Genomic DNA, 26,061 nt, shown 5'->3' on the forward strand with positions numbered 1-26,061 from the left:
CGTGAAATCCGTGCCTGATTCTTTACGTTATTTTACAATGGAAGTCAACGGGTGTCGATTCCCCCGAACATCATTCAAGAACGCCTTTGCCGATCCGAAGTTCAGGAACAAATCCAGACGAACCGGAAGATGGTTCTGGTCATCCGTCACAAAGAAAGTAATGACTTCCTTTTCCTTCCCTTTCTTATCATATTCAACCAATGAGAATATCAGACAACGGTAAGTAACTCCGTTCTCGGCTTTTACGTTTTCCTTTCCGCGATAGATAAGCGTCTGCTCTTCCACCTTACGTCCCGTAGCCATCGGAAACTTGATCTTCTCTCCTACTTTATAATCAGTAGGATCATAAGAGCGTGCCTGAGCCAAAATACTCAGCATATCATATATACAACGGCTGTCACTCGCTTCCGATTCATCAAACGTTCCATCCCTGTACGTACGTTTCTGGTTGACAAAGCAAAGTCCATCCTTATACGAGAACCAAGCCTCATCCACTGTATAACGTTTTCCTTCCTCGGCACCCTTACGGAAATAGCGCGGCTCCAGTTTCTCGCCAATCACGCAAGTCAACGTATCACGCATCTTGAAAAAGAAATCCGCCCGTTTGCTGCCCAAAGCAAGCAGGTTCATCCGGTAAGCCGGTTCCGAATGGTAAGTAGTCGCATTGGTCGTCAGACTGGCAAGTCCGGCTTTCACCCAGACAAACTTCCAGTTGAAGTACAAATCATACATCACGTGTTCGCCGGATTGAAATGCGTCATTCTTCGCCTCACATTGGGCACTGGCGGGAAGGGCGAAAATTCCCATCAGTAATGCCACAGTTCCGATAATCAGACTACGGCGAAAGTTAGCGACGCCTGTTCTGGTTATTTCTATCTTTTTTCTTTTTGTCTTCATCTGGTTTTTGTTTTTTAAGCTCATCCGGTTTCTGTTTATCCACAGGGGTCGCATGAATATCCCACGGTTGTGTCACGTCCCACAACGCTTTATACTCTAATATGGTCGGATAATAGAAGACCGCTTCCGGTTGCAAACCTTTTGCAAAGTCCCCCGTGTCCCATTCTCCGTTTCCATTTGTGTCGTTTATCAGTCTGGCCGCATATTTCCCCGGATTCAGGAAGTAAAAATCAACCATTCCATCCTTCTCCACTATCCGCTTACGAACCACCTTGTCTTGCGCATCAAGCAGTTCGACGAATGCCAGAGAATCAGCTCCGGTCACGTTGAAATGAAGCGTGAAATATTCATCTTCACTACGTACCTTGAACCCTTGTTTTATCTTATCGGTAAACAAGCCGTATATACCGTGGAAAGCCGTAGAGTCTACTTCAAACTCATATTCAAAAGTCGGCTCCCAATCATAATACAGATTAAACTTCTTCTGGTTCAGAGAATCCCGTCCAAACTCGAACGGTATGTCCTGCCAAAGCGTATCTACCTTTTGACGCAGATGAATGGCCGCACTGTCAAAGCTGGCTATCGGTTCCTCGAAGTTCAGGGAGATATAACCGTATACATCCATTGACGAAGGCGCACTGACATTTACTGGCAAGAATTTCGTCGGTTCCGGCTCTTCCTCTTCATCTTTCTTTTTCTTCTTTTTCTTCTTCTCCTTTTCCGGCTCGTCTTTCTTATATTTCTGTTTTGAAACCAGGTTCAAGGTATCCGTACGGGGTACTAACTGATTCAAGGTATCGGTATAAAGATAAGTCAAACTCATGGCAAGCGTATCCTGTTTGAATAGCAAAGAATCCTTTACCCAATAATGAATCGTATCGTTCCGCTGATTCTTCTCGATGATAAAGGCGTCCTTTTCATCGAAGTTTAATCCTTTCAGCACAGGCAGAGTGTCTGCCTTGCCTGCAAAATAGAAAGTAAACTTATGCGGCACAAGCCTTTCGGACTTGATAAGATATTGCGAATAGTTCAGTTCCTTGAAAGCCCGGAGAATCACGTCATCCGGCAGATAATGCATATATTTCTTCTCTACAATCGTATCGTAAGTCAATGAGTCCACCCAAGCCGTATCCATACGGATGCGTTCTTCCATGCGGGGGATAATCAGCGAATCATGGAAAGCAATCACCTCACTCTTCTGATTGAACGTGAAGTTCTGGTCGGCATCCATCAAGCCGTAGATACGGTACTTGCCGGGAGCTATGCCACGAATAGAGAAGCGCCCGCGACTGTCCGTACGCGCCACACGGTCGAAAGGCAATTTGTTAAAAGCCGAATCGTTCAGGTTGGAATGCAGTCCGACCAGGATACCTTTGATAGGTTCCAGATTGGATGCATCCAATATCGTTCCGGACACTTCCATCGTATCAATCTGTGCACCGGTAGAGAAGGTAAACGCGAAGTTACCCAACGGATTACCCTCATTATTATCGACAATGGCGTCCGAGAAATCAATGGTATAAGTAGTGTTCGGCTTCAAAGAGTCAAGCAGGTTCACCTGTATCCGCTTTCCGGAAGCCTTTATTTCGGGTTGCTGTATCTGAGGTGGAGAAACAACCACTTTCTCCGTCGCTTTCTCCAACTTTATAAATTCGTCAAATAACAAAGAAACTTTCGTCCTTTCATTATTTAATGCACCGGCAGCAGGAGTACTGCCTATGAAACGGGGTGGAGTCTCATCATAAGGCCCCCCGTCCGGTCGCCCGATACTGGCGCAGGAATATAGCATGGCAACCAGCGTCACTACCGGAAGCGCCTTGCTTACTATTTGTTTTATCTTTTGATTCTCAAACTGTAACATGGTGCAAAAATAAGTGTTCTTATCCAATAAACACCACACTTTCTAGCTAATTTATTAAAAAACGAAAGGGAAGCTTAGTACAATAAACTATCGCCATGAATTTTTTATTTCCTTTTCCCACTAATATAATTAGTTTTCTTGCCTAAAACGAATACAAACATGAATAAAGGATTGTCGGTGCAGTCAGGTGTTCTTGGTTGCTTACGTCCGAGAATGAACTGCAAAAGTCTGGATGCAGCAGAAGATGTGGATGCTGACACCATCCAACGAGTAAATAGTAAATAAAATATAGGCTACTGATTCAGGCAAACCATATCAGATATAATGAGCTTGAATGAATAGTATATACTATATATGTGCGATTGAAGTACTACAGATGAACAACTCCGGTACAAGAGAATGATGATTGAAGTACTGGAGTTGATTGCTTCAAGTACAAAAATCAGTCAACTGAAGTGCTAAATATAAAGAAATTGACTTCAATTATTCAGCTATGCGGGTCTAATCTTGTCCAAACCCTCTTATTGAATTTTTACGCTATTATCCGGTTTCAGTCGTTTCAGTTTTGTCTGCAAACGTCTTGCTATAAGGAGATAGCGGCTGAAAGCGAAAAAAGACATCCCCTGCTGTAGTATGTTGTAATCAGGGGGGAGTGCATTCAGCGCTTTCAGGCTTGCCGGTAAATCTATATATTCAGCACGTGGCCTAAAGTGGATGGCACGTGGGCTTAGGATTACTTATCTGTGAGCTGAAACTCATCGGCACGTGGGCTGAACAGAACAGAGGCTCTATCTTGGTGAAACAGAGGCTCTGATTGAATGAAAAGCAAGCTCCGTTTTGCTAAAACAGAACCTTTGTTACAAGTAGATATAGAATCAAAACAGAAGCCCCAATTATGTACTTTTGCATTCAGGTGCGCTTTCAGCCGAAACTTTCGATGAAAAGGGGCTTTTTTGAAGGACTGAAAGCTGAAAGCTGTTTTTCACTTTTATTATTTAGTAGTAGAATTGACCGGAACAAGTATTACACTCAAGGGTCGCATTGTCTATCCGCCCATGAGAAATAAGATAATTGGAGAGTTCCTCTAATTTCGCCCTATTAATATCGGTCAACATATCGACTAGCATATCGGTCAACTGAACGTTTTTATCGGCCACAACATTCTCACTTTCCACCTTATTCATTTTATTACACCGAATAATAGTAATAGATTGATTACCCGCTTCATCGTTGATAATAAGCATAGATTAATACCGACAACATACTTAATTTATTAAAAACTAGCCTTAATTGAATGATTTTTTGCCCTTCCCTCATTAAAATAATCCTTATCTTTGGCTCCCGAAATTCAAACCTAATACAAAAAACCCATGAAGAAACAACTACTCTCCTGCTGCTTGGCTGCATTGGGACTGACAGCGATTCAAGCGCAAAGCTTCAATGAGTGGAAAGACCCGGAAGTGAATTCCGTAAACCGCTCCGCTATGCACACTAATTACTTTGCTTACGCATCGGCTGATGAAGCTAAGGCCGGTATCAAGGAAAATTCCGCAAATTTCATGACCCTGAACGGTCTTTGGAAATTCAACTGGGTGAGACATGCCGAAGCACGTCCGACCAACTTTTACCAGACTAATTTCAATGACAAAGGATGGGACGACCTTCAAGTTCCCGGCGTATGGGAATTGAACGGTTACGGCGACCCTATCTACGTAAATGTAGGATATGCCTGGAGAAGCCAGTTCAAGAACAACCCGCCGTACGTTCCGACAGAAAACAACCACGTAGGCTCTTACCGGAAAGAAATCATCCTGCCTGCCGACTGGAAAGGGAAAGAGATTTTCGCCCACTTCGGTTCAGTCACTTCCAATATGTACCTGTGGGTGAACGGACGCTACGTAGGATATAGCGAAGACAGCAAACTGGAAGCCGAATTCAACCTGACCAACTACCTGAAACCGGGCAAAAATGTGATCGCTTTCCAGGTATTCCGCTGGTGCGACGGCAGTTATCTAGAAGATCAGGACTTCTTCCGCTACTCCGGTGTAGGACGCGACTGCTATCTTTACGCACGCGACAAAAAATATATCCAGGACATCCGTGTAACGCCTGATCTGGACAGCCAGTATAAAGACGCTACGTTGGATATTGCCGTTGACCTGAAAGGAAGTGGAACTGTTGCTTTAGACCTGACAGATGCCCAAGGTAACAATATAGCTACCGCCGACCTGAAAGGTTCGGGCAAACTGAACACTACACTGAATATCTCCAATCCTGCCAAATGGACGGCCGAAACACCCAATCTTTATACACTGACCGCTACCCTGAAAAACGGGAACAGCACAGTAGAGGTAATTCCCGTCAAGGTTGGTTTCCGCAAGATTGAGCTGAAAGGCGGACAGATACTTGTAAACGGTCAGCCGGTACTCTTCAAGGGAGCCGACCGTCACGAAATGGATCCGGACGGCGGCTATGTGGTTTCCCTCGAACGTATGTTGCAGGACATCAAGGTAATGAAGGAACTTAATATCAACGCCGTACGTCCCTGCCACTATCCGGACGACAACCGCTGGTATGACCTTTGCGACCAATACGGTATCTACGTAGTGGCCGAAGCCAACGTGGAATCTCACGGAATGGGATATGGTGACCAGACACTGGCAAAGAACCCGATCTACGCCAAAGCTCATATGGAACGCAACCAGCGTAACGTACAGCGCGGCTATAATCACCCGTCCATCATTTTCTGGTCACTGGGTAACGAAGCCGGCATGGGGCCGAACTTTGAAAAATGCTACACTTGGATCAAGAATGAGGACAAGACACGTGCCGTACAATACGAACAGGCACGCACCAGTGAATTTACAGACATCTTCTGTCCGATGTATTATGGCTATGAAGCCTGCATCAAATATTGTGAAGGCGACATTCAGAAACCGTTGATCCAATGTGAATACGCACACGCGATGGGTAACTCCCAAGGCGGATTCAAGGAATACTGGGACATCATCCGCAAGTATCCGAAATACCAGGGCGGTTTTATCTGGGACTTCGTAGACCAGTCCTGCCACTGGAAGAATAAAGACGGAGTAGATATCTATGGCTACGGCGGCGACTTCAACAAATATGACGGTTCGGACAATAACTTCAACGACAACGGCTTAATCAGCCCCGACCGCGTGCCTAATCCGCATGCTTACGAAGTGGCTTATTTCTACCAGGACATATGGACTACTCCCGCCGACCTCGCCAAAGGTGAAATCAACATCTTCAACGAATACTTCTTCCGTGACCTGTCCGCATACTATATGGAATGGCAGTTACTGGCAAACGGGGAAGTGGTGCAGACAGGCATCGTATCCGACCTGAAAGTAGCGCCCCAACAAACTGTAAAAGTACAACTCCCGATTGATACGAAGAATATCTGTCCTTGCAAGGAGTTGCTGCTCAATGTCAGCTATAAACTGAAAGCCGCCGAATCGCTGTTGCCGGCAGGAACTGCCATCGCTTACGAGCAGTTGAGCATCCGCGACTACAAAGCACCGGAACTCAAACTGGAAAACGTACAGGCTTCCAATCTTCCGGTTATTGTGCCCTCTATTCTGGACAACGACCGGAACTACCTGATTGTTAAGGGTGAAAACTTCTCTATGGACTTCAACAAGCACAACGGTTATCTCTGCCGTTACGACGTGAACGGGATGCAGATGATGGAAGACGGCAGCGAACTGACTCCCAACTTCTGGCGTGCGCCGACCGATAATGACTTCGGAGCAGGATTGCAACGCAAATACGCAGTATGGAAGAATCCCGAACTGAAACTTACTTCCCTGAAACACGCCGTTGAAAACGACCAGGCTGTGGTTCGTGCAGAATATGACATGAAGTCGGTAGGCGGAAAATTATTCCTCACTTATACCATTAATAATAAGGGAGCAGTGAAAGTCACCCAGAGAATGGAAGCTGACAAGAGCAAGAAAGTTTCTGAAATGTTCCGCTTTGGTATGCAGATGCGTATGCCTGTCAACTTCAACGAGGTAGAATATTACGGACGCGGCCCGGTAGAGAACTATTCCGACCGTAACCACGGCGCCAAACTTGGCAAATACCGCCAGACGGTAGAAGAACAGTTCTATCCGTATATCCGTCCGCAGGAAACAGGAACAAAGACCGACATCCGTTGGTGGAGACTACTGAACATCGGCGGCAACGGCTTGCAGTTCGTTTCTGAAGCTCCGTTCTCCGCTTCTGCGCTGAACTATACCATCGAATCACTGGATGACGGCGACGCTAAAGACCAGCGCCACTCACCGGAAGTTGAAAAAGCAAACTTTACAAACTTCTGCATTGACAAGGTACAGGCAGGACTGGCATGCGTCAACAGTTGGGGAGCTATACCACTTGAAAAGTATCGCCTTCCCTATCAGGATTATGAATTCAGTTTCATAATGACACCCGTATCTCATAAACTGAAGTAATGAAGTAAAAAACATAGTTAAAAAACACGGTATCAGAGTACAAGAATACCGAATTTAAAGTACTTTTGCAGCCGGAAACTGATTTAATGGAATTAGTTTCCGGCTTTTATTCCTTAAATCCCCCCTCTATACAAGAGAATGACACACGTGCAACAAAACGCATAATTTTAAAAAACAGATAAATAAGAAGTATGAAAAGTAGAATTGTTTTATTTGCATTTTGCTTAGCCCTTCTCTCTAGTTGCGGCAATAAGGGCAATGACACGGGAAAAGCCCCGGAATATGCAGTACAAGAGTTACAAAAGTCAACTGCAAATCTAACGACAGCTTATCCGGCTACCATTAAAGGTAAACAAGACGTAGAAATCCGTCCGCAGGTTTCCGGTTTCATCACCAAACTGTGTGTAGACGAAGGGGCAAGCGTGCGCAAAGGACAAGTTTTGTTCATTGTCGACCCCACCCAATACGAAGCGGCGGTACGCACAGCCAAAGCAGCAGTCGCAACGGCAGAAGCAGCCGTACGTACCCAACAGATCACTGTAGACAACAAACGTGAACTGAACAAAAAGAACATCATCAGTGACTATGACCTGTCAATGGCTGAAAACACATTGGCACAGTCTCAGGCACAACTGGCACAAGCTCAGGCACAGTTGACCACCGCTCAGCAAAACCTCTCTTTCACACAAGTGAAAAGTCCTTCTGACGGTGTAATCAATGATATTCCTTATCGCCTGGGAGCATTGGTCAGCCCTTCCATCGCTACTCCGATGACTACCGTTTCTGAAATCGAAGAGGTATACGTATATTTCTCTATGACAGAAAAAGAGTTGTTAGCCATGACAAAGTCAGGAAGCACTATCAAAGAAGAAATCAGCAAAATACCGGCCATTAAGTTACAGTTGATTGACGGTACCGAATACAGCATTGAAGGTAAAGTAGACGCCATCACGGGAGTTATCGACCAGAGCACCGGTTCTGTAAGCATGCGCGCTATCTTCCCGAACAAGGAACATATCCTGCGTAGTGGTGGTACGGCAAACGTGCTGATTCCTTACACGATGGATAATGTTATCAGCATCCCGCAGTCTGCAACTCAAGAAATCCAAGACAAGAAGTTCGTTTACGTCCTGCAACCGGACAATACGGTGAAATATACGGAAATCGGTATCTTCAACCTGGATAACGGAAAAGATTATCTCGTTACTTCCGGTTTGAACGCAGGAGACAAAATCGTTATCGAAGGCGTACAGACTTTGAAGGACGGCCAGACTATACAACCTATCACACCCGCCCAGAAAGAAGCGAACTATCAACAGCACTTGAAAGACCAACGCGAAGGAAATTTAGCTACTGCTTTCAATTAATAACTTAGATAACCGTATGAAATTAGATAATTTTATTAACCGTCCGGTACTATCAACCGTTATTTCCATCTTGATAGTCATTCTGGGTGCTATCGGACTGGCAACACTGCCTATCACCCAGTATCCGGACATCGCGCCCCCTACTGTATCGGTAAGGGCGACTTATACGGGTGCCAGCGCGTCAACCGTATTGAACTCCGTGATCGCTCCGCTTGAGGAACAAATCAACGGTGTGGAAAATATGATGTATATGACCTCTAACGCATCCAATACGGGTGCCGGTGACATATCCATCTATTTTAAACAGGGAACAGACCCGGACATGGCTGCCGTAAACGTACAGAACCGTGTATCCATGGCACAGGGACTGCTTCCTGCCGAAGTAACCAGAGTCGGCGTGACAACACAGAAACGCCAGACTTCCATGCTCGTGGTATTCTCCCTTTACGACGAAACCGATACATACACGGAAGCATTTATCGAGAACTACGCAAAAATCAACCTGATTCCGCAAGTTCAGCGTGTGCCGGGTGTAGGTGACGCCTCTGTGATGGGGCAGGACTACTCCATGCGAATCTGGTTGCGTCCGGACGTAATGGCACAATACAAGCTCGTTCCGGGTGATGTATCCGCAGCCTTGGCAGAACAGAACGTGGAAGCTGCTCCGGGACAATTCGGTGAACGCAGTAACCAGACTTTCCAATACACCATCCGTTACAAAGGACGTCTGCAACAGCCGGAAGAGTTCGAGAATATCGTCATCAAGTCTTTGCCCGACGGTGAAGTGCTCCGCCTGAACGATATCGCCGAAATCCAGTTAGACCGTCTGGGATACAACTTTACCAACCGTGTAAACGGTCATAAGGCCGTAACCTGTATCGTTTATCAGATGGCGGGAACGAACGCTACACAGACTATCAGTGACATTCAGGTATTACTGGATGAAGCGTCCAAGACATTGCCTGCCGGCTTGAAGATAAACGTTTCCATGAATGCCAACGACTTCTTGTTCGCTTCTATCCATGAGGTATTGAAAACATTGATTGAGGCATTTATACTGGTATTTATCGTAGTATACATCTTCTTGCAGGACTTACGTTCCACATTGATTCCGACTATTGCCATTCCGGTAGCCCTTATCGGTACATTCTTCGTATTGTCTTTAGTAGGATTCAGTTTGAACTTGCTGACGTTATGCGCGCTTGTGCTCGCCATTGCGATTGTGGTCGACGATGCCATTGTGGTCGTCGAGGGTGTACATGCCAAGCTTGACCAGGGCTACACTTCCGCCCGTCTGGCTTCCATTGACGCGATGAACGAGTTGGGTGGCGCTATCGTATCTATTACACTGGTCATGATGGCTGTGTTCGTTCCGGTAAGTTTCATGGGTGGAACGGCAGGAACATTCTACCGCCAGTTCGGTATGACAATGGCCATCGCTATCGGTCTGTCCGCCTTGAACGCCTTGACATTAAGTCCCGCCTTGTGTGCCGTTCTTCTGAAACCGCACAAGAAGGAAGGGGAAGATTCCGAAGAGGTTCCGCCTTTGAAGGAGCGTATGAAAACTGCTTATAAGGCAGCTCATACAACGATGATAAAAAGATATACCGAGGCTATCGGAAAGATGTTGCATCCGGGAATTACACTTACATTCACGCTTGTTGCCATTCTCGGTATGATTTTCGGTCTTTTCAATATCAATCCGGTAATTACTGCCATCTTCATACTTCTCAGTATCTTGGCACTCATCGGAATGAGCACGGATAAATTCAAGAACAGGTTCAACGATACGTATGAATCTATCTTGAAACGGTATAAGAAGCGTGTACTGTTCTTCATCCAGAAGAAGTGGTTGTCCATGGGACTGGTCGTTGCTTCCATCGTATTGCTTATGTTCTTCATGAACACCACTCCGACAGGTATGGTGCCGAACGAAGATACCGGTACGCTGATGGGAGCCGTAACTTTGCCGCCGGGCACATCACAAGACCACTCGGAAGAGATTCTCGCACGTGTAGACAGCCTGATTGCCGCTGACCCTGCCGTGGCTTCACGCACATTGATTTCCGGTTTCAGTTTCATCGGTGGACAGGGACCGTCCTACGGTTCTTTCATCATCAAGCTGAAAGACTGGGATGAACGTTCGATGATACAGAACTCCGACGTTGTAGTAGGTTCTTTATATATGCGTGCACAAAAAATCATCAAGGAAGCACAGGTATTGTTCTTTGCTCCGCCGATGATTCCGGGTTATTCGGCATCTACGGATATCGAGGTGAACATGCAGGATAAGACGGGTGGCGACCTGAACAAGTTCTTCGACGTAGTCAACGACTATACGGCCGCACTGGAAGCCCGTCCTGAAATCAACTCGGCAAAGACAACGTTCAACCCGAACTTCCCGCAATATATGATTGACATTGACGCGGCGGCTTGTAAGAAAGCAGGCATCAGCCCGAGTGACATCCTTACTACCATGCAGGGATATTACGGCGGTCTGTATGCATCCAACTTCAACCGTTTCGGTAAGATGTACCGTGTAATGATTCAGGCAGACCCGTTATCGCGTAAGAATATGGAATCGCTGAAGAATATCAAGGTGCGCAACAATGCCGGCGAAATGGCTCCTATCGCCCAATTCATTACTATTGATAAAGTATATGGGCCGGATATCATCAGCCGTTTCAACCTTTACACTTCCATGAAAGTGATGGTAGCTCCTGCCAGTGGTTATACATCCGGACAGGCACTGACTGCATTGGCGGAAGTAGCTGCCCAGAATCTTCCGGCAGGTTATACCTACGAACTGGGTGGTATGGCACGTGAAGAGGCACAGAGCAGTGGAAGCGCTACCGGATTGATTTTCATCCTCTGCTTCGTATTCGTTTATCTGTTGCTGAGTGCACAGTATGAAAGCTACATACTTCCGTTGGCGGTATTGCTGTCAGTTCCGTTCGGTCTGCTGGGCAGCTTCCTGTTCGTGAACGGAGTAAGTGCCATCGGTAATATCTCGATGTTGAAGATGATTCTCGGCACGATGTCCAACAATATCTACATGCAGATTGCGTTAATCATGTTGATGGGTCTGTTGGCGAAGAATGCCATCCTGATTGTAGAGTTCGCCCTCGACCGTCGTAAGATGGGGATGAGCATTACATGGGCAGCCGTACTGGGTGCCGGTGCCCGTCTCCGTCCTATCCTGATGACATCTTTGGCGATGGTAGTCGGACTGCTTCCGTTGATGTTTGCCTTTGGTGTAGGTGCTCATGGTAACCGCACACTGGGTACTGCTTCTATCGGCGGTATGTTAATCGGTATGATTTGTCAGATTTTCATCGTTCCTGCGCTGTTCGTAATCTTCCAGTACTTGCAAGAGAAGGTGAAACCGATGGAATGGGAAGATATTGACAATACGGATGCCGTAACTGAGATTGAACAATACGCTAAATAATGAAATTCGATATGAAGAAACAGATTCTATATATGTTGTGCGCAACTGCTCTCCTGAGCAGTTGCCACATCTATAAGTCGTATGACAGACCCGAAGACGTTACAACTTCCGGCCTGTATCGTGATCCGGTAGCGGAGAATGATACACTGGTGTCGGATACCGCCAACTTCGGTAACCTGCCGTGGAGAGAAGTCTTCACCGACCCACAACTCCAGTCTCTCATCGAAACGGGACTGAAACAAAACACTGACCTCTTGTCAGCCGCCCAGAATGTGAAAGCGGCGGAAGCGTCCCTGATGTCGGCACGCCTGGCTTATGCCCCGTCATTGGGATTGTCTCCGCAAGGAACAATCAGCAGCTTTGACAAGAATGCGGCCACAAAAACGTACTCATTGCCTGTGACAGCCAGTTGGCAGGTCGATTTGTTCGGCCAATTGCTGAACTCCAAACGAAATGCGCAGGTTACCTTGAAGCAGGTGAAGGCTTACCGTCAGGCAGTACAGACACAGGTTATCTCCAATGTCGCCAATATGTATTATACATTAATGATGTTGGATCGCCAGTTGGAAATAACCAAGGCTACGGCTGAAATCCTGAAAAAGAACGCGGAAACGATGGAAGCGATGAAAGAAGCTGCCATGTACAATATCAACTCGGCAGGAGTTGAACAAAGTAAGGCTGCTTATGCACAGGTACTTGCCAGTATTCCGGGTATCGAACAGAGCATCCGCGAAACGGAAAATGCCCTGTCTACCTTCCTGGGAGAAGCTCCCCACGCCATCAAGCGGGGTGTATTGGAAGCACAAGTACTTCCCACGGAACTTTCCGCAGGCATACCTATCCAGTTGTTATCCAACCGTCCGGACGTAAAAGCTGCCGAAATGTCTTTGGCAAGCTGTTACTATAATACAAATTCGGCACGTGCCGCTTTCTATCCGCAGATTACGCTCAGCGGTTCGGCAGGATGGACAAACAGTGCCGGAAGCGCGATAATCAATCCGGGCAAGCTGTTGGCTTCTGCCATCGGTTCACTGACTCAGCCGCTCTTCTACCGCGGCCAGAATATCGCCCGCCTGAAAACTGCCAAAGCTCAGGAAGAACAGGCGAAGCTCTCCTTCCAGCAAGCACTGTTGAATGCCGGAAGTGAAGTCAGCAATGCGCTAAGTTTATACCAAAAGACCAGTGAAAAGGTGGAATCCCGCCGGATGCAGGTAGAATCTGCCAAAAAAGCTTCGGAAGATACCAAAGAATTGTTTAACTTAGGGACTTCAACCTATCTGGAAGTACTGTCTGCACAACAGTCATACCTGAGCGCGCAAATCTCTCAGGTTTCCGATTGCTTTGACCAAATGCAGGCTGTAGTAAGCCTTTATCAGGCATTGGGTGGTGGAAGATAAGAATAACTTTAAACTTATACTATTATGATTAGTCCGTTAGCTTACGTAGACCCCGAAGCAAAATTAGGCAAGAACGTAACTGTCCTGCCGTTTGCCTACATCGAAAAGAATGTGGAAATCGGAGATGACTGTGTCATCATGTCTTATGCCAGTATCCTGCAAGGTACTAAAATGGGAAAAGGGAACAAAGTACATCAAAATGCTGTCCTGGGAGCGGAACCGCAAGATTTCCACTATACGGGAGAAGAAAGCAGCCTGATTATCGGGGATAACAATGATATTCGTGAAAATGTAGTTATCAGCCGTGCCACTTTTGCCGGAAACGCTACTAAAATAGGGAACGGCAACTACCTGATGGATAAAGTGCATCTATGCCATGACGTGCAGATTAACAACAACTGCGTGGTAGGTATCGGTACCACTATCGCAGGAGAATGTACACTGGACGATTGCGTTATCCTGAGCGGTAACGTCACTCTGCATCAATACTGCCACATCGGCAGCTGGACGCTGGTACAAAGCGGATGCCGTATATCCAAAGATGTACCGCCATATGTCATCATGTCCGGAAATCCGGTGGCATACCACGGAGTGAACGCCGTAGTTCTGTCACAACATCGCAACACGTCGGAAAGAATCCTGCGTCACATTGCCAATGCTTACCGCCTGATTTATCAAGGCAATTTCAGCGTTCAGGATGCGGTACAGAAGATTATCGACCAAGTGCCGATGAGCGAGGAAATCGAAACAATCGTAAACTTCGTGAAGAACTCGGAAAGAGGTATTGTGAAATAAACAAAGTTACTATCTATAAAGGAAAGGGTGATGCAAAAGAAAAGCGTCACCCTTCTTTTTTACAGATGGATGACGCATTATCGTTAAGATGACTATTCAAATTCCAGTGTACCGAAGAAATCGGGACGATGGAAGTCCGGCTGTTCAATCTCTATCGGATTCCATGAAAGGAAATGAGGAGTTTTTAATTCGTCACCACATTTGTAGAAATTAGCTTTTATCTCCTTTCCATCGAGTGAATCAATCTGATGCTTGAAGAATACAGCATAAGGGATAATCAGGGCGACTTCCCAATTAGTCTCTTCAACGCGTTCTTCAAAAGGCGCATTGCCCAAACTAGACCAGCGTTGTACAAGTGCTGTCACGTCCTTCGGAGCATGCTCGCGACCGTTACGGGCAGGTCCGACACCAATCAGGATCGTTCCGATACAGTTACACTCTATATTATAATAGATTCCGTCACCCGCCGGTATGGAGAAAAATTCCACACAAGAATCTGTCCATACAGAACCGTTATCCTCGCTATACTTGGCACGTACACTCTCTTCTTTTACCTTGAAATGCAATAAAATAGAGTCCTGCGTGTGAGCTATGCGGAAATTTACTTTGGGTTTGTAAGGATATTCAGCCCAGTTGACGCACTGAATGGCTTGAAAATCAATTTTTTCTTCATCGAATAATTTAGGAAGCGAGCAAGCCTCCACGTTAGCCGCACTAATTTTCTTTACTTTCATATATCTTTCGTTTGAATGATACAAATATAGTTACTTTCTTCTAATAAGGTTCACAGAAATGAAATAAAAACGATATATTTGCCAATAGTAATACCTTAAAAGAACGAATTAGTGAGAAAAATAACTCTTTTATTTCTGCTATTTTTAAGCGTAGCCGCCGTCCACACACAAGGTCAGAATATTACTTTCAGTCATTTGACCACGGATGACGGCCTTTCACAATTCTCTGTCAACAGTTTATATATCGACGAGCGGGGAATAATATGGATCGGCACACGCGAGGGGCTCAACCGCTATAACGGTAATGATATTAAAAGTTTTAAACTTAAAAAGAACGACCCGAACAGCCTGTTCAGTAATACGGTGCTGCGCATCACGGGAAACAAAAACGGGAAAGTATATCTTCTCTGCACCGACGGTGTGGCGGAGTTTGATTTGACTACCCAACGGTTCAAGACATTGCTTCAGGGTAATGTGGACGCCATTTACTATAACGAGAAATTGTATATCGGCAAGAGAGAGGAAGTATTTGTGTACAACGAAAGCACAGGGAACTTCGACCTTTTCTATCACCTTGCCGGAAAAGACATCACTTTATCCTGCCTTCACCTGGACGAGAAGAAGAATCTTTGGATGGGAACTGCCGGAAAGGGTGTTTATCGCCTTTCGGAAGATAAAACGATTTCACGACCAGTTACGGAAGGAAATATCACAAGTATCTACGAAGATTCTTCAAAAGAATTATGGATTGGTAGTTGGGAAGAAGGACTTTACCGTGTCAAACCGGATGGTTCCATCGAGAATTTCCGCCATGACCCGAAAAACGCAAACAGTCTCTGCTCCGACTTCGTCAGAAGCTTTTGTGAAGACAACTCGGGTAATTTATGGATAGGTACTTTCCACGGCCTGAACCGTTATGAGAAAAGTACAGGTAATTTCCAACTCTATACTGCCAACGCCAGTAAACCGGACGGACTCACCCACTCTTCTATCTGGTGTATTGTCAAAGACGGACAGGGAACGCTTTGGTTGGGGACTTATTTCGGCGGAGTCAATTACTTCAATCCTGAATATGAAATCTATACCCGCTACAAGGTGGGTGACACCGAAAAAGAAGGTCTGAGCAGCCCCATCGTCGGAAGAATGACGGAAGATAAGGACGGCAACCTGTGGATTTGTACCGAAGGGGGTGGCGTGAATGTCTACAACCGTAAAGACAACACGTACCGCTGGTATCGCCACGAGGAAGGGAAAAACAGCATTTCGCACAATAACGTGAAGGCGATTTATTATGACCAGGCTCACGATATCATGTGGATTGGCACGCACTTGGGCGGATTGAACAAACTCGACCTGCGGACGAACCGTTTCACTGTCTACCGGATGAAAGCGGGAGATCCTACTTCATTGCCATCGGATATTGTACGTGACATTGTGCCATATGAGGATAAACTGGTGATTGCCACTCAAAACGGTGTCAGCCTGTTCAATCCGGCAACTGGTACTTGCCAACAGCTTTTCAAGGAGACCAAGGCGGGAAGAAATATCGGCATGGTGGCTAGTCTTTGTTTCGACAAAGAGGGCACTTTATGGATTGCAGCTACCGGAGAAGGGGTTTACTCGTATCGCTTCGATACCGGCACGCTCACCAATTATGCGCACAATCCGGCCATTCCGAATAGTCTTAGCAACAACAATGTCAACAGTATCATGCAGGATAGCAACGGGAACTTATGGTTCTCCACTTCCGGCAGCGGACTGGATCGTTATCGCAAAGAGAGCAATGATTTCGAGAATTTCGATGTACAGAAAGACGGATTGTCCAGTGATTGTATTTACGAGGTATTCGAGTCTTCCATTCAGAAAGGAGATTTGCTTCTGATTACCAATCAGGGATTCTCACAATTCGACTATCCGCATAAGAAGTTCTATAATTACGGTACGGAAAACGGATTCCCGCTGACTGCTGTCAATGAGAATGCGCTGTTCGTGACACATGATGGAGAAGTATTCCTCGGCGGTATTCAGGGAATGATTTCTTTTTGGGAAAAGAAACTGCATTTTACCCCGAAATCTTATAATATCATCCTTTCCCGCCTGATAGTCAACGGCAGGGAAGTAGTCCCCGGCGATGAAACCGGAATTCTGAGCCAGTCCATCTGCCACACGCCGGAGATTAGTCTGAAAGCGAATCAGTCGATGTTCAGCATCGAATATGCCACTTCCAACTTTATCCCTGCCAACAGGGATGAGATTCTCTATCGCCTGGAAGGGTTTTCCAATGAATGGAATCATACGTACCGCAAGCAGACGCTCATCACTTATACAAATCTGAATCCGGGCAAGTACACGCTTGTCATCAAATCACAACGGGACGGAATCAAAGAAGCCAGACTTCTCGTTATTGTACTTCCACCGTGGTATGAGACATGGTGGGCTTACCTGATTTATACCATTGTCACCATCAGCCTGCTATGGTTCCTTATTCAGAACTACAATTCGCGAATCAAACTCCGCGAATCCCTGAAATATGAAAAGAAACATATCGAAGACCTCGAAGCGCTGAACCAGTCGAAACTGCGTTTCTTTACAAACATCTCGCATGAATTCCGCACGCCGTTGACGCTTATCGTGGGACAAGTGGAAACTCTGCTGCAAGTGCAGACATTCACTCCCAATATATATAATAAGGTATTGGGAATCTACAAGAACAGTATCCAACTGCGTGAACTGATTACGGAACTGCTCGATTTCCGCAAACAGGAACAGGGGCATATGAAGATAAAGGTAAGCAAGCACAACCTCGTGGATTTCCTGTATGAGAATTATCTGCTTTTCCTCGAATACGCCAGCAGCAAGCAGATTAGTTTCAAGTTCAACAAGCAGAAAGATGATATTGAAGTCTGGTATGACCAGAAGCAGATGCAGAAGGTCATCAACAATCTATTGTCCAATGCATTGAAACATACGAAAGAGGAAGATACCATTTCCATCAACGTTTCGCAGGAGCAAGACCAGGCCGTCATCGAAATAAAGGATACCGGTACGGGTATCGCCGCTGCGGAAATTGACAAAATCTTCGACCGGTTCTATCAGACCGAACTTCTGAACTCGCTGAATACCGGAGCCGGAACAGGCATCGGACTGGCTCTGACAAAAGGTATCATCGAACTTCATCACGGTACCATCCGTGTGGAAAGCGAACCGGGCAAGGGAAGCAGCTTCATTATCACTCTGAAACTGGGCAAACAGCATTTTGCCGAAGAACAGATAGCACAAGGTGATACCGACACTACCATCCAGGAGCCGGAAACGTTCGTTCCTTCAGCAGAAATCCTGTCGGAATCGGAATGGAAAGAGGAAGATAACAAGCGGATTGAAGATGCAAAGATGCTGATTGTGGAAGATAACGAATCCATCAAGCAGATGTTAGTCGGTATCTTCGAGACATTTTATCAGGTCAGTACGGCTTCCGACGGAGAAGAAGCGTTGGAAATGGTGCAGAAGGATATGCCGAGCATTATTTTAAGTGATGTCGTGATGCCGCGTATGTCCGGTACGGAACTGTGCAAGCGGATAAAGACGGATTTCAATACTTGCCATATTCCGGTTGTGCTGCTGACAGCACGTACTGCGATAGAACACAATATCGAAGGGCTGAAAATCGGCGCGGATGATTATATCACGAAACCGTTTAATACCAATCTTCTGATTTCCCGTTGTAACAACCTGGTGAACTCCCGTCGATTGTTACAGGAAAAGTTCAGCAAACAACCGCAGGCTTTCGCACAGATGTTGGCTACCAACCCGATGGATAAAGAGATGCTGGATCGTGCAATGGCTATTATCGAACAGCATCTGGATAATACGGATTTCAACGTCAATATCTTTGCCCGCGAAATGGGGATGGCACGTACGAACCTGTTCACCAAGCTAAAAGCGGTTACAGGGCAGACACCGAATGATTTTATCCTGAGCATACGTCTCAAGAAAGGGGCGGTTATGCTACGTAATAATCCGGAACTGAATATCACAGAGATTTCAGACCGGATAGGATTCTCGTCTTCACGTTATTTCAGCAAGTGTTTCAAGGAGATTTATCATGTCAGTCCGCTGGCTTACCGCAAGGGAGAAGAAAAGGAAGAAGGAGAAGAAGAAACAGACTAATAGCAGCCATTATCGGGAAAGCCTATAGTAAATAATCGGACACTGCCGTGCCGGGAGAATATCACCTCGTTGGCACAGTAGTGACATCATAGTGGCACGCTTGTGCCAACGGGGTGGCACAACTGTGACAACGGGGTGGCACTAAACCGTTCTGCACTCTTCCGAATCCGGAAAGCGGAACTTCCCCCGATGTACTATTTTGTACTTCACTTGTACGTTACTACTCATTTTTTTTTCTCCAATCGTTTATCTTTGTGCATCTAACATCATTCCCTAAAAATACAGCATTATGAGAAACGTTTCACGTCTACTTCCGTTATTGCCCGGCATTGCAATGTTAACCGGATGCAACCACGCACCTCAAAAGAGCAATGGACAAAACGGTCAAAAGCCCAACATTATTTATATATTCGCAGACGACCTCGGTATCGGCGACCTGAGTTGTTACGGAGCAACTAAAGTGAGTACTCCTAATATCGACCGTCTCGCCGGACAGGGAGTACAATTCACCAATGCTTACGCCACCTCGGCCACCAGTACCCCTTCCCGTTTCGGACTCCTCACAGGTATGTATCCCTGGCGGCAGGAGAACACCGGCATTGCTCCCGGAAACTCGGAACTTATCATCGACACAACCTGCGTCACCATGGCTGATATGTTGAAGGATGCCGGATACGCCACCGGAGCAGTGGGCAAATGGCACTTGGGACTCGGCCCGAAAGGCGGCACTGACTTCAACAGCCAAATCAGTCCGAATGCACAAAGCATCGGCTTCGACTATGAATTTATCATCCCCGCAACTGTAGACCGTGTGCCCTGTGTTTTTGTAGAAAACGGCTGTGTAGTAGGTCTTGATCCTAACGACCCTATCACTGTCAGTTACGACCATAAGGTAGGCGACTGGCCTACGGGAGAAGAAAATCCGGAGCTTGTGAAGCTGAAACCCAGCCAGGGACATAACAATACCATTATCAACGGCATCCCCCGCATCGGCTGGATGACTGGTGGAAAGTCCGCCCTTTGGAACGACGAGGATATTGCCGATATCATCACCAACAAAGCCAAGAATTTCATCGCTTCCCACCAGGAAGGACCTTTCTTCCTGTATATGGGTACGCAAGACGTACATGTACCCCGTATCCCCCACCCGCGTTTTGCCGGAAAGAGCGGACTCGGAACTCGTGGCGATGTCATCCTGCAACTGGACTGGACAATCGGAGAAATCATGCACACACTGGACAGCCTCAACATAGCCGACAACACAATTCTCATCTTCACCAGCGACAACGGCCCTGTGATTGATGACGGCTATCAGGATCATGCTTACGAAATGCTCAACGGACATACCCCTATGGGAATCTATCGTGGCGGAAAATACAGCGCTTATGAAGCAGGAACGCGTATTCCGTTCATCGTACGCTGGCCTGCCAAGATACAGCCATCCAAGCAACAGGCTCTTTTCTCACAAATCGACGTATATGCATCGCTCGCTTCACTCCTGAACCAACCTTTACGGAAAGGAGCAGCCCCCGACAGCCAGGAACACCTGAATGTGCTTTTAGGCAAAAATAATACAGACCGTGAATACGTCGTTCAGCAGAACCTGAACAACACGCTCGCCATCGTAAAAGGCCAGTGGAAATACATCGAGCCAAGCGACAGTCCCGCCATAGAGTTCTGGACAAAGATGGAATTAGGAAACGACAAACAACCGCAACTCTATGATTTATCGTCCGATCCATCAGAGAAAACGAACGTAGCAAAGCAGCATCCTGATATCGTAAAAGAACTGTCTGCCTTGCTGGAAACCGTAAAAGAATAACAAGAATATAAGAACAGAAAAATTGTATGATTTTGCACTAATCCTGAATAATTCTATCCATATGAGAATATTTAATCAACCTATATTTGCAACCGTAGATTCAATAAAATCACTTAATTTTTAATATATGAAAAGACATTTATCCACTCAAACTAGAAAAAGGATTTTCTCCTCACTTGGACTGATCTTGTTTTCTGTTTCTTTTGTACTTGCACAGGTACTTGTAAAAGGTACGGTGAAGGATAATTTAGGAGAAGGAGTGCCGGGCGCCAGTGTTCAGGTAAAAGGTACTTCACAAGGAACTATCACCGACCTTGACGGCAAGTTTGCATTCAGTGTACCCAACAAAAATGCAACAATAGTCATTTCTTTCATCGGTTATGTTACTGTAGAACAGAAAGTAGATACACAAAAGCCAATGGTTATTACTTTAAGGGAAGATACCAAAACATTGGATGAAGTAGTAGTTGTAGGTTATCAGGAGGTGCGCAAACGTGACTTGACTGGTTCTGTGGCCAAGGCCAACATGAATGATGTCCTCACTGCCCCCGTCGCTTCATTCGACCAAGCTTTGGGAGGACGTATCGCCGGTGTAAATGTCACATCCGGTGAAGGTATGCCTGGTGGCACAATGAATATAGTTATCCGGGGTAACAACTCCTTAACACAGGAAAACTCACCTTTATTTGTAATTGATGGCTTCCCTGTGGAAGATACTTCCGCTTCCAGCACCTTAAACCCTTCGGACATCGAGTCTATCGATTTTTTGAAAGACGCTTCAGCCACTGCCATTTATGGAGCACGTGGTGCTAATGGAGTTGTAATTGTAACTACTAAAAAAGGAAAAGTAGGACGGGCACAACTGACATACGACGGAAGTTTTGGAGTACAACATATCACTCGCACCATTCCAATGATGGACGCTTATGAGTTCGTCAAATTACAAAATGAAATGTATCCGACAGTGGTTGCCGGCTCTTACCTTATGAACTATGAAGGCAAACAATGGACATTAGAAGATTACCGGAATATTGACCAATATAACTGGCAAGATGAAATTTTCCAAACCGCTTGGCAACAAAGCCACACTGTGCGACTGACAGGTGGTACGGAAGGAGTACGCTATAATGCTTCCCTATCTTACTACGACCAAGACGGTACATTATTGGAAACCGGATATAAACGTATGCAGGGACGTATGAACACAGTAGTACGCCGTGGTAAATTGAACATGAGCCTGACGACCAATTATTCACGTTCCATCCAGACAGGAAGCACCCCTTCCGCAACATCTTACAGTGGTATGAACAACTTGTTCTACAGTGTTTGGGGATATCGTCCCGTAACCTCTCCCGACACTCCATTAAGTTTTTTGATGGATAGCGCAACAGATAATGCAGTAGACTCAAGTAACGACTATCGTTTCAATCCTATTCTTTCACTCAAAAACGAATACCGGAAGAATTATATCAATAATCTTCAAATGAACGGTTTTGCCGAATATGAAGTCATCAAGGGGCTGAAAGTCAAAGTCTCTGCCGGATACACTTATGATGCCCGTAAAAATGACCAGTTCAACAATTCAAAGACCCGCTATGGCGGTCCGACCTCTACCGACAAAGTGAATGCACAAGTGACCCGTTCAGAACGCTTAACTTGGTTGAACGAAAACACAGTGACTTACCAGACCAACATCAAGAAGAAACATTTCATCAATGCTTTGGCTGGTATCACCTTCCAGAATTCAGACTATGAAGCATACGCTTTCCGCACCACCCATATTCCCAACGAATCACTCGGAATGGCGGGAATGAGTGAAGGACAAGCCAGTACAAGCAGTTCTGCCAAATCATCATGGTCAATGCTTTCTTATTTGGGACGTATCAACTACAATTATAAATCCAAATACTATGCAACCGCCTCATTCCGTGTAGACGGATCTTCCAAGTTCAACAAGGATAACAGGTTTGGATACTTTCCCTCTGCATCATTAGCGTGGACATTCACCGAAGAGAAGTTCATGAAACCAATCAAAAGTATCCTTTCCAATGGAAAGCTGCGTTTTAGCTGGGGACTCACCGGAAATAACCGCATCGGTGAATACGATTATTACCAACTATTATCCGTCTTGAAATCCAGAATAGGTTCTTATACCGCTACCAATTCGATACCAAGCGGCGTATATCCATTCGAGAACGATGCCACCAACGCCGGAACTGTACCCATCTCGTTGCAGAACAAAAATCTGAAATGGGAAACGACCGAACAATGGAACTTGGGAGTCGACCTCTCATTCTTCGATGAACGAATCGGCCTCACAATGGATATATACCGGAAAAATACACGCGACTTGTTGCTTGCCGCCCAATTACCCTATTCTTCCGGTTTCTACAATGCCACAAAGAATATTGGTAAAGTACGTAATGATGGTCTGGAAATCAGCTTGAATACACTGAATATTAAGACACGCGATTTTCAATGGTCATCCAATTTTAATATTTCTTTCAACAAGAATAAAGTATTAGCGTTATCCGAAAACCAAACCGCATTATTGACAGCTGTCCAGTTTGACCAGAACTACAACGGACAATCCAGTTATATTGCCAAAATCGGTTTGCCGATGGGACTGATGTATGGCTACGTTTACGAAGGCACGTATAAATACGATGATTTCAACAAATCAGGAAATTCATACAGTTTGAAATCTAGTGTACCTCATTTCTCAACCGAAAACAACACACAACCAGGTATGCCGAAATATGCCGACCTGAACGGTGACGGAGTAGTAGATTCCAATGACCGTACTATCATCGGACGAGGACTTCCAGTACATACAGGAGGATTGACCAATGACTTTACTTATAAAGGAATTGATTTAAGCATCTTCTTCCAATGGTCGTATGGAAATGACATTATGAACGCCAACCGCCTGTTCTTTGAAAGTTCCAATAACCGCTCACGTGAATTGAACCAATATGCCAGCTACACCAACCGCTGGACAGCAGACAACCCGACTAGTGACATTCCAGCCGCTACGAATTCTTCTTCCAATCGTGTCATTTCTTCACGCATCATAGAAGACGGTTCCTTCTTGCGTCTGAAAAATGTAACGATAGGATACACCTTCCCCAGCCAAATGACGAAAAAATGGAAAATAGATAAAGCACGTATCTACGTTGCCGCACAGAATCTCTGGACATGGACAGGTTATTCCGGCTATGACCCCGAAGTATCTGTTCGTAACAGCGCCTTAACGCCGGGATTGGATTATTCGTCTTATCCAAGAGCTTACTCCGTCAGTTTCGGTGTCAGTTTAGGATTCTAAGCTTAATATGTTATCATTCAACATTTAAAATTCATCACATGAAAATACTAAGAATATCAATCATAGCTTTACTCGCAAGTCTCTTTACTGCATCTTGCGACTTTTTGGATAAAGAACCGACTGAATTAGCTTTAGATGAGTATTTCAAAACTCCCGAAGAAGCCTCCTCCTTCTTGACAGGCACTTATGCTATTCTTTCCCAGCCAACCTTTTATGGCGGTGACTATATGTACCTCGTTGCAGGAGATGATTTGTCGCATTATGGTGGTAGCGGACGCGGACCTGCCTCCACCGGTCTGATTTGTAATAACGCCACTACTAGTGATAACGCAGTCACCAACTTCTGGTATTTACTTTATGTTGGTGTCAATCGTGCAAATATCTTTTTAGAGAATATCGACAAGGTAGAAGGCTTTTCTACCGGCGTGAAAGAACAGTACATTGCCGAAGCCCGTTTTCTGCGCGCTTTTTATTATTTCAATCTTGTAGAGTGCTGGGGCGATGTACCATTTAAGACAACTTCAACCCAAGATGTGAAGAACCTTGACGCACCACGGACAGACAAGCAGGAAATCTATGACTTCATTGTTAATGAAATGGCGGATGCTGCTGAAACTGGATTGAAATCAGCTGCCGAACTATCCTATTTACCCGGACGCATCTCAAAATCTACTGCATGGGGAATATTGGCACGCGTCTACCTGTTCCGTGCCGGAGAACATTTCCGTGAAAACCGTGCTGCCAATCAGGCAGAAGCCAAAGATTATTTTGAAAAAGCCAGTTTCTATGCTCAGAAAGTGACAGCGGAAGGACACGAACTAGCAGATAACTACTGGGATTTCTTCATTGATTTATGTTCCAACCAGTATAATACGACCGCCAATGAAAGTATCTGGGAAATTGAATTTGCCGGAAACAATACATCTGACACTCAAGCGGAAGGCCGTATCGGTAATATCATCGGACTAGCCGGTCCCGACCTTTCATCTAAAAGCAGTATAAAAGGAAAGGCTGATCCAGGATATTCGTATGCTTTTATTTACAGTACCCCCAAATTGTATAATCTGTATGTAAAGAACGGAGACATCAACCGTTTCAACTGGAGCATCACTCCTTTTGAATATAAGGAATCAGGCGGTAAAAATACCGGAGTGACGCATCGTGAATTTGAAATGGGAAAACTAGCGCAAGTAATGACGCAATATGGTCCGAAATCTTACCAATACAATGGTGATATTGAAAAAACCAAGGCGACTACCAATTATAGCCGTATGTGTGGAAAATATCGCCGCGAATACGAAGCTGATAAAAAAGACAAGAACTTTACGTCCATCAACTTCCCTGTATTACGTTATGCAGATGTATTATTGATGATTGCAGAAGCGGAGAATGAAGCAAATAATGGGCCGACAGACCTTGCATATACTTGTATCAATGATGTCAGAGATCGTGCTGGACTGGATGACCTACCGAAGAACATGTCGCAGACGGAATTCCGTCAAGCGGTAAAGGATGAACGAGGTATGGAACTATGCTTTGAATATACCCGGCGTTTTGACCTTATCCGTTGGGGAGAGTTTGTAAAGAACATGCAAGAATTGGTACCGGCTGCACAATCTGGAGAAAACTGGAACTTAGGACCAACTAACGTATATACCTATTTCCAAGTATCCTCTACATACAACTATTTCCCTATTCCAGATGCTGAAATGAGTACCAACAAGTACATTACACAAAACAATCCGAATTGGTAAACAAAGTATTCAT

At 45.5% G+C, this 26,061-nt stretch carries 12 protein-coding genes; 9 read left to right on the top strand and 3 right to left on the bottom strand.

The genetic code is table 11. The annotated features are described in order from the left end of the window. Positions 1 to 27: 27 nt before the first annotated feature. Together BQ7997_RS13640 and BQ7997_RS13645 are read right to left on the bottom strand one after the other, a co-directional pair. On the bottom strand, positions 28 to 897 hold the full coding sequence (locus BQ7997_RS13640; protein WP_022137029.1) for a DUF3108 domain-containing protein: 870 nt from the start codon (positions 895 to 897) through the stop codon (positions 28 to 30). Next, a complete protein-coding gene (locus BQ7997_RS13645) occupies positions 848 to 2,758 on the bottom strand; it encodes an Ig-like domain-containing protein (RefSeq protein WP_044653561.1) in 1,911 nt (636 codons plus the stop codon). The genes BQ7997_RS13640 and BQ7997_RS13645 overlap by 50 nt, the downstream gene beginning before the upstream one ends. Positions 2,759 to 4,128: 1,370 nt before the next feature. Between BQ7997_RS13645 and lacZ the strand changes: the two genes are divergently transcribed. The 5 genes from lacZ to lpxA all read left to right on the top strand — a co-directional run bounded on the left by lacZ (position 4,129) and on the right by lpxA (position 14,246). Further along, positions 4,129 to 7,236 (top strand): beta-galactosidase, LacZ type, encoded by a 3,108-nt coding sequence (gene lacZ, locus BQ7997_RS13655; protein ID WP_073346904.1) that lies wholly within the window; start codon positions 4,129 to 4,131, stop codon positions 7,234 to 7,236. A 191-nt stretch (positions 7,237 to 7,427) separates the two neighbouring features. Continuing rightward, complete coding sequence (locus BQ7997_RS13660) at positions 7,428 to 8,603, top strand: efflux RND transporter periplasmic adaptor subunit (protein WP_022137034.1); 1,176 nt, start codon at positions 7,428 to 7,430, stop codon at positions 8,601 to 8,603. Between the two features lie 16 nt (positions 8,604 to 8,619). Beyond that, positions 8,620 to 12,054, top strand: a complete 3,435-nt coding sequence (locus tag BQ7997_RS13665; protein ID WP_073346905.1) for an efflux RND transporter permease subunit — start codon at positions 8,620 to 8,622, stop codon at positions 12,052 to 12,054. Positions 12,055 to 12,065: 11 nt separating this feature from the next. After that, on the top strand, positions 12,066 to 13,451 hold the full coding sequence (locus BQ7997_RS13670) for a TolC family protein (RefSeq protein WP_073347417.1): 1,386 nt from the start codon (positions 12,066 to 12,068) through the stop codon (positions 13,449 to 13,451). A gap of 24 nt (positions 13,452 to 13,475) precedes the next feature. Continuing rightward, entirely contained in the window at positions 13,476 to 14,246 is a 771-nt protein-coding gene (gene lpxA / locus BQ7997_RS13675) for an acyl-ACP--UDP-N-acetylglucosamine O-acyltransferase (protein ID WP_022137037.1), read from the top strand. Between the two features lie 92 nt (positions 14,247 to 14,338). On the opposite strand, the gene BQ7997_RS13680 is transcribed toward lpxA, so the two are convergent. Continuing rightward, the gene (locus tag BQ7997_RS13680; RefSeq protein ID WP_073346906.1) at positions 14,339 to 14,980 is read right to left on the bottom strand and encodes a carbohydrate-binding family 9-like protein; all 642 of its coding nucleotides are present in this window, start codon (positions 14,978 to 14,980) and stop codon (positions 14,339 to 14,341) included. 111 nt (positions 14,981 to 15,091) lie between these two features. On the opposite strand from BQ7997_RS13680, the gene BQ7997_RS13685 reads away from it, so the two are divergent. From BQ7997_RS13685 to BQ7997_RS13700, 4 genes are all read left to right on the top strand, one after another. After that, entirely contained in the window at positions 15,092 to 19,147 is a 4,056-nt protein-coding gene (locus BQ7997_RS13685; protein ID WP_073346907.1) for a hybrid sensor histidine kinase/response regulator transcription factor, read from the top strand. Between the two features lie 289 nt (positions 19,148 to 19,436). Next, positions 19,437 to 20,969, top strand: coding sequence for a sulfatase family protein (locus BQ7997_RS13690; protein ID WP_073346908.1), 1,533 nt, complete (start codon positions 19,437 to 19,439; stop codon positions 20,967 to 20,969). Positions 20,970 to 21,096: 127 nt separating this feature from the next. Further along, on the top strand, positions 21,097 to 24,294 hold the full coding sequence (locus BQ7997_RS13695) for a SusC/RagA family TonB-linked outer membrane protein (protein WP_073346909.1): 3,198 nt from the start codon (positions 21,097 to 21,099) through the stop codon (positions 24,292 to 24,294). Between the two features lie 38 nt (positions 24,295 to 24,332). Next, positions 24,333 to 26,048 (top strand): RagB/SusD family nutrient uptake outer membrane protein, encoded by a 1,716-nt coding sequence (locus BQ7997_RS13700; RefSeq protein ID WP_022137042.1) that lies wholly within the window; start codon positions 24,333 to 24,335, stop codon positions 26,046 to 26,048. Positions 26,049 to 26,061 lie beyond the last annotated feature (13 nt).

Origin of the sequence: Bacteroides congonensis (genome assembly GCF_900130125.1) — a bacterium.
Classification (GTDB): Bacteria; Bacteroidota; Bacteroidia; order Bacteroidales; family Bacteroidaceae; genus Bacteroides; species Bacteroides congonensis.